Here is a 3037-nt window from a genome sequence, read left to right on the forward strand (position 1 = left end):
GTAAGCTCCCGGCGACTGACGCCTTGCTGAATATTTCTGGTCTGGTTCAGCTATGAAGCATGAGCGATTTAAGAGATAGGGACGCGGTACTACCTGCGAGTGTCGCAGGTAGTACCGCACAGAGGCTCCAAAGGAGCGGTAGAGAGACCGACGAGCGAGACAGGCTGGCGGACGCCTCGCGGATCGAGATCGTTTCGGATCGCCGCCGCTGGCACGCCCCTGAATTTCGCGCGCGAGTGGTCATCGCGTCCTACGAGAGCCGACGCCCCGTAAGGGAGGTGGCTGCACAGTATGGGATCCATCCAAGTCTGGTGTTTCGCTGGCGGCGAGAGGCTCGGGCCAGAGCGCAAGCCAAAGGCGGGACATCGTTCATACCTGTCATGGTGGCCCCGGTCCCCGAGCCGCCGCCATTGGAGCGTCGGAGAGAACAGGGAACGCTGTCCGGCCAGGCCGTCAGCCTGGTCTTTCCGGACGGTGTGCGGCTGGAGTTCGACACGGGGCTGTCCGCTGATCGTCTGCGTGAGATTGTGGGCGCGCTGCGATCATGATCCCGCTTCCTTCCACGCTGAGGATATGGCTGGCGGCCGGTGTAACCGATATGCGCCTGGGGATGCCCGGGCTGGCGTTGAAGGTCCAGGAAGCACTGGGTCGTGACCCTTTCGCGGGCGACGTCTACGCCTTCAGGGGCCGACGCGGCGACCTGGTGAAACTGATCTGGCACGATGGGATCGGCCTTTCCTTATATGCGAAGCGGATCGAGCGCGGGCATTTCCTGTGGCCGTCGGCAAAGGACGGGGCGATCCATCTCTCCCCGTCACAATTGACCTGTCTGCTGGAGGGTGTGGATTGGCGCAATCCGCAGAAAACATGGAGACCTGAACTGGCGGGATAATAAAAACCGCGCCAGGTCAGCATATACTGGTACCCTTTTGAGCGCCCATGTGATCAACTGCCTTCATGACGGGAGACATGGACGACATCATCGCCTTGCGCGCGGCACTTGCCGCGGCATCGGCGCGTGCCGAGGTCGCCGAACTCCGGGCGTCTACAGCCGAAACCCGGGCTACTGATGCAGAAGCGCGCGCGGCCAGCGCCGAAGCGCAGATCGCCCATCTCAAACATCTTATCGCGCGGATGCGCCAGGACCGTTTCGGCGCCTCGTCGGAGCGGGGGCGCCGCCTGCTGGCCCAGCTTGAACTCGAACTGGAAGAACTGGAGACGACATTCGCCGAGGACGCGCCCGAAAATGCGGCGGATACCACCGTCCGTGCGACAGCACCCAGGAGCAACCGGGGGCGCCAGCCCCTGCGTGCCGATCTGCCGCGCGAGCGGGTCGTCATCCCCGCACCGACACAGTGTCCGTGCTGTGGCAGCGATCGTCTGAGCAAACTGGGGGAGAGCGTCACCGAGACGCTGGAGGTGATCCCGCGCCAGTTCAAGGTCATACAGACGGTGCGGGAGAAGTTCACCTGCCGGGACTGCGAGAGCATCACCCAGCCACCCGCCCCCTTCCATCCGATCGCGCGCGGACGCGCCGGCCCATGGCTGCTGTCGACCATCCTGTGCGACAAGTTCCTGCAGCATCTGCCGCTGAACCGCCAGAGCGATGCCTTCGCCCGCGAAGGGATCGATCTCGACACGTCGACACTGGCCGACTGGGTGGGGGCCTGCACCGCGACGCTGGCCCCCCTGACGGCGCTGATCCGGGCGCATGTGCTGGCGGCACAACGCCTGCACGCGGATGACACCACCGTGCCGGTTCTGGCCAAAGGCCGGACAGTCACCGGACGATTGTGGAATTATGTGCGCGACGATCACCCCTTTGGAGGCACAGCGCCCGCAGCCGTCTGGTTCCGTTATTCCCGGGACCGCAAGGGCGAACATCCCACGGATCATCTCACGGGCTGGACCGGCATCGTGCAGTCAGACGCCTATGCGGGTTACAACACTCTGGCGAAGCCGGGACGCCAGCCCGCGCCCGTGATCCCGGCCGGGTGCTGGGCGCATGGACGCAGAGGGCTGTTCAAAATCGCCGAGAGGGACAGGGCCCCGCTGGCGATCGAGGCGGTGCGCCGGATCGACGCCATATTCGAAGCCGAGCGCGCCATCAACGGTACGCCCCCGGAACATCGGCTGGCAGTCCGTCAAACAGACATAGCCCCTCTCGTCGACCATCTGTTCGACTGGATGCGCGACAGTTGCAGACGCATGTCGAGCAAAAATCCCGCTGCCCAGGCCATGAACTATTTTCTACGGCGTGCCAATACATTCACACGATTCCTCACAGATGGCCGTATCTGTCTCACGAACAATGCGGCGGAACGCGCCCTACGCGGCATCGCCCTGGGCAGGAAAGCCTGGCTGTTCGCCGGTTCAGACCGTGGTGGAGAGCGCGCCGCCGCCATCTATTCCCTGATCGTCACCGCGCGCCTGAACGATGTCGATCCCCAGGCCTGGCTCGCCGATGTCCTGGCACGGATCAACGACATCCCCAATCCACGCCTCCATGAACTCCTGCCCTGGCACTGGAAGGTCGGATCTGCCACTCTGGCGGCATGACAGCGCTCCACAGCTTCAACGAAATCGCATCCATGCGTATCGAACTGACAGATACCGCACCCCTGATCTGGCGTGAGGTTGACGTTCCGACCTCGCTGACGCTCAGGACGCTGCATGAGGTCATTCAGGTGACAATGGGATGGCTCGATTACCATCTGTGGGAATTCACGGTCGGTGATCAACGCTACGGCTTGCCTGATAACGAAGACTGGGGTGGGCTGCCACGTCGTGACGCCGCCAAAACCCGACTGCGCGATCTTCTGACGGCATCCCGTCTCGAAATGGTCTACGAATATGACTTCGGTGACGGATGGCGCCATCGCCTCCTCATCAACAATGTCCGCCAGGGAAAGGCCGGGGAAGGGTACCCCAGATACATCGCCGGCCAATATGCCTGTCCACCAGAAGACTGTGGCGGCATTCCGGGCTTCTATCACATGCTTGAAGCCCAGGCCGATCCCGACCATCCAGACCATGA

General features: G+C 63.1%; 4 protein-coding genes. All 4 read left to right on the forward strand.

Features of this window, described 5'->3' with window-relative positions; translation table 11 throughout:
- Positions 1–59 precede the first annotated feature (59 nt).
- A complete protein-coding gene (tnpA, locus tag GFJ39_RS13705; RefSeq protein ID WP_228391981.1) occupies positions 60–548 on the forward strand; it encodes an IS66-like element accessory protein TnpA in 489 nt (162 codons plus the stop codon).
- Positions 545–892 carry an IS66 family insertion sequence element accessory protein TnpB gene (gene tnpB, locus GFJ39_RS13710; RefSeq protein ID WP_019092242.1) on the forward strand — a complete coding sequence of 116 codons (348 nt, stop codon included), beginning with the start codon at positions 545–547 and terminating at the stop codon, positions 890–892. Before tnpA ends, tnpB begins: the two co-directional genes overlap by 4 nt.
- 77 nt (positions 893–969) lie before the next feature.
- Positions 970–2559 (forward strand): IS66 family transposase, encoded by a 1590-nt coding sequence (gene tnpC / locus GFJ39_RS13715; protein ID WP_153431998.1) that lies wholly within the window; start codon positions 970–972, stop codon positions 2557–2559.
- Positions 2556–3037 (forward strand): plasmid pRiA4b ORF-3 family protein (locus GFJ39_RS13720; RefSeq protein ID WP_153432000.1); only part of this gene is annotated, 482 nt, incomplete at its 3' end. The genes tnpC and GFJ39_RS13720, both read left to right, overlap by 4 nt.

Source organism: Gluconobacter aidae (genome assembly GCF_009547075.1).
In the GTDB taxonomy this organism is placed as follows: domain Bacteria; phylum Pseudomonadota; class Alphaproteobacteria; order Acetobacterales; family Acetobacteraceae; genus Gluconobacter; species Gluconobacter aidae.